The organism is Acinetobacter faecalis (assembly GCF_034187745.1).
Classification (GTDB): domain Bacteria; phylum Pseudomonadota; class Gammaproteobacteria; order Pseudomonadales; family Moraxellaceae; genus Acinetobacter; species Acinetobacter faecalis.
The window spans coordinates 1-2,916 of record NZ_JAXHPF010000019.1 but is presented as its reverse complement, the minus strand read 5'-3'; the positions used below and the strand labels follow the sequence as shown (position 1 = coordinate 2,916).

3 protein-coding genes and 2 pseudogenes are annotated in these 2,916 nt (G+C 37.7%); 4 read left to right on the top strand and 1 reads right to left on the bottom strand.

The window, feature by feature from the left end; all coding sequences use genetic code 11:
* Both SKM54_RS12330 and SKM54_RS12325 read left to right on the top strand, forming a co-directional pair.
* Window positions 1-769, top strand: a 769-nt coding sequence (locus SKM54_RS12330) for a hypothetical protein (protein ID WP_321095505.1), incomplete at its 5' end; no start/stop codon positions are given.
* Window position 770: 1 nt separating this feature from the next.
* Window positions 771-908, top strand: coding sequence for a hypothetical protein (locus SKM54_RS12325; RefSeq protein ID WP_321095503.1), 138 nt, complete (start codon window positions 771-773; stop codon window positions 906-908).
* A gap of 39 nt (window positions 909-947) precedes the next feature.
* Here SKM54_RS12325 and SKM54_RS12320 read toward each other — a convergent pair.
* A pseudogene (locus SKM54_RS12320) lies at window positions 948-2,114 on the bottom strand (IS3 family transposase).
* 181 nt (window positions 2,115-2,295) lie between these two features.
* Between SKM54_RS12320 and SKM54_RS12400 the strand changes: the two are divergent.
* A pseudogene (locus SKM54_RS12400) lies at window positions 2,296-2,424 on the top strand (hypothetical protein); the annotation flags it as partial.
* A 15-nt stretch (window positions 2,425-2,439) separates the two neighbouring features.
* The coding region (locus SKM54_RS12315; RefSeq protein ID WP_321095501.1) for a hypothetical protein at window positions 2,440-2,916 on the top strand (477 nt) is incomplete at its 3' end.

Below are 2,916 nucleotides of genomic sequence, written 5' to 3'. Positions count from 1 at the left end.
TGTCATATTTTATTCATTACCAATAGTTTTGGTCATTTCATTATTAATATATGGCTATGACAGTATGCACGATCCTGAAAAAGTCAAAGCACGATTATATGCCTGTGGAAAATTTGGTGATCAGCAGATGCTCATTGATAAGCAATACCTACATTATGCAAGAGTGACTTATCAAGGCGTCAATTATTGGGGGAAAAATATAAAAGAAGAGCATGATGCCAAAGGTTGTGATGATCAAATTAAAAGTATTGACTTAAAGGTCAAATGGCCTGATATGACACCTTCTAGAGAAGGATTTAGATTAGATTCTGAGAATAAAAATGATATCACAATAGCATTAACCCAACGCTCAGTTTGGAAAAAGGAGTGGGGCAATAAAGACTTCTTTAATGAGTTTGATTTTTTAAAAAAGTACTTAAGAAAAGGAATTTTTTCGAGTGGAAAAGAGGTGAGTGAAGTATGGATAGATGAAAAAAAAACATTTAACTCAGATTTGGGACTCTATGAAATAGAAGTTGAAAGTGGTGACAATGCTACAAAAAAAGTGTACTGGCAGGAAATTAAAGGTAAAGGGATAAGCCTAACCATCATGTGTCTTTATTTTAAAAGTGGATCAACAAAATGTGAATTTAATACACATCAACCAAATTATGGGTTGAATACCAGTTATATCAAGATCTTTTTTCATAGCGAGTTACTGCCTCATTGGCAAGAAATTTATCAAGATGCAGAACAATTAATTAATTCTTTTAATACAGGGGGAAAATAGAATGAAACATCCAAAAGAAATGAGTATAGAAACAGCTAGAGGTTTTCTCGAGAAAAACGATCCAACAGGAATGTATAACTATATGAAGGAATATGGTTATATTTATCCAGAGCTTGCGAATGGCGTCGTTAATGGGTGATATACGCTGAATTATCAGGACACTTCCACTTGGGAGATTCTAGGCAACCATCTTGTAAAAGTCTTCTGCCATTTGATTTGGTGTCTTAAAATCCAATCCTTTCTGGGTTCTCTGCTGATTATAAAATAGCTCTATGTATTTTGTAATATCTGCTTTAGCTTCTTCCCTTGTTTTATAATTTCGATGATGAACCAATTCATTTTTTAATATTCCCCAAAAGCTCTCAATCGGTGCGTTGTCATAGCAATCACCGCGTTTACTCATTGATCCCTGAAATCCATATTTTTCAAGTGTCTTTCGATATTCATGACTACAGTATTGACTCCCCCTGTCAGAGTGAACAATCAAATCTTGAGAAGGTTTATGATTTCGAATCGCCATGCTCAGTGCATTGCAAACGAGCTGTGACGTCATCCGTTCACTCAAGCTATACCCAACTACTTGTTTGCTGCAAAGGTCTTTTAAAGCCGCTAAATACAGCCATCCTTCAGCTGTCCATATGTATGTAATGTCACTTACCCACGCAATGTTTGGAGCAGTTACTACAAAGTTTTGTTCTAACAGATTATTGTAAACGGAACGATTATGATCGCTCTGGGTTGTTTTTTTTAAACGCTTATGCCGTTTACAATACAGCTGATTAAGTATTTTTAATACAACGGACTGCGTACTCGCTAATTTCTACGCCTTGTGCCTGTAAGTGCTTGGTTAAACGAATATAACCATAACTTTCACTGGTTTCTTGGTGGGCGATTTTAACCAATATTGTTTGTTGATTTCTCTGAATAACCCGCTTACTTAAGCCATATTTTAACCATTTATAAAATCCAGAAACTGAAACGTGGAGTAACCGAGCCATCATAGTGACTGAGTATGCATGTTTTTGCTGTTTCATATGTGCGTACTTTACTGACTTTCTTTGGCAAAGTACGCTGCTGCTTTTTTTAGAAACTCTCTTTCCATTTCAGCAATTTTAAGTTGTTGCTTCAGTTTTTTATTTTCTTTGAGCAGAGCAACGAGATCAGGTGAATATTGTTGTGTGCCTACTAATGTTCCAGCTTTTGCTTTGTTGTACCAATTTGAAAGGGTTTGCATTGAAATGCCAAGCTGCCGTGCTGTTTCTGAAACATTGCCATTGTTTGAATTAATAGCTTTGATCGCTTCAGCTTTGAATTCTGCCGTATAAATCTTTTGTTTTTTGCTCATGGTAAACTCCTGATGAGTATGTGTAGTTTACCAAGTTAAAGTCTCCGTTTTTTTCAGCACACATCAAACAGATGCGGGAATCAAAGCCGGTACGATTGCGGCACGTCAACGCTTAGACCTTGCCGGTGGCAAAATTGAAAATAGAGAACAAGCTTTAATTGCCAGTGAAGGTACGCTTAGGGTGGGTGGAAAGCTGAATGCCGAGCATCAGGCAGAAGGTTCTGCGACATCGTTAGACAATGCCAGTGCACGGATTCAATCTACAGGTGATATGCATTTAGAAGTGGATACCCTGACCAATCGCAATTTACATTTCAGTTCGAGCGTGAAGGAAATACCGGGAACACGAAAAGATGTAACCGCCTATCAAGGTGATGGTAGTCCGGATATTTTAGACTCATCGCATGTGACTGGGTGGGGTGCTCAAGAAAGAGTATATTTAGATGGTCGAGAATACGAAGACTACACGCGTTATATCTATAACCAACATGAAACCAAACACTATGTGGATTCTAGTGCACCTGCGGAGATTATTTCTGGGGGAACGCTAACGCTTAAAGGTGATAGCCTGACCAATGACAAGAGTCAGATTTTAGCGGCCAAAGGCATCAATATTGAACAAAATGAAGTGAATAATATTGATGCAGAAGGTGAACATCGTGTGATTAAAAACGGGACATCACAGTATCATTATGTGGGTTGGAATACTTTAGGTACCAGTAAGCGAAGTAAATGGGATAGCGTAAGAGCCTATAACCCAGCGGATATCGTGACACCGATTAAACTGGATGTAGTGAAATAT

Bases quoted from the DNA above. Each gene is read 5' to 3' on its own strand.
- SKM54_RS12325 (WP_321095503.1), top strand. From the start codon at position 771: ATGAAACATCCAAAAGAAATGAGTATAGAAACAGCTAGAGGTTTTCTC.